Origin of the sequence: Puniceibacterium confluentis (assembly GCF_007923445.1) — a bacterium.
In the GTDB taxonomy this organism is placed as follows: Bacteria; Pseudomonadota; Alphaproteobacteria; order Rhodobacterales; family Rhodobacteraceae; genus Puniceibacterium; species Puniceibacterium confluentis.
This window is the reverse complement of sequence record NZ_VOJI01000142.1, coordinates 1-509: the sequence shown is the minus strand read 5'-3', so window position 1 is coordinate 509 and position 509 is coordinate 1. Positions and strand designations below refer to the sequence as shown.

Annotated in this window: 1 protein-coding gene; it reads left to right on the top strand. The window is 54.2% G+C overall.

Annotated elements, in window-relative coordinates:
- Positions 1-509 (top strand): histidinol dehydrogenase (hisD, locus tag FOY53_RS24350; RefSeq protein WP_146592558.1); only part of this gene is annotated, 509 nt, incomplete at both ends.

Sequence of the window (509 nt, the reverse complement as noted above, 5' to 3'; positions counted from 1 at the left end):
ATGTTCCAGGTGGTAAAGCTGCCTATCCTTCCTCGGTATTGATGAATGTTATTCCAGCTCAAGTGGCTGGAGTACCGGAGATCGTCATGGTGACACCCCCGGCGACAGGCGGCAAGGCAGGGATCGACCCCTATACACTGGTAGCTGCGGCAGAGGCTGGTGTAACGGAAATATACAGGGTTGGCGGAGCGCAGGCTATTGCCTCTCTTGCATACGGGACACATAGTATTGAACCGGTTGATAAAATTTGCGGTCCCGGCAACATTTATGTAGCGCTGGCGAAGCGAGAGGTATACGGTGCAGTGGATATCGACAGTATTGCGGGACCGAGTGAAATTGTCGTATTGGCAGACGACACGGCGAATCCCTCTTATGTAGCGGCCGACCTACTTTCACAGGCGGAACATGACGAAATGGCCTCAGCCATTCTGGTTACGCCTTCGCAACGCTTGGCCGAAGAAGTATCAGCCGAGGTACAGCGCCAATTGGCGGAGTTGCCGCGCAGAGAT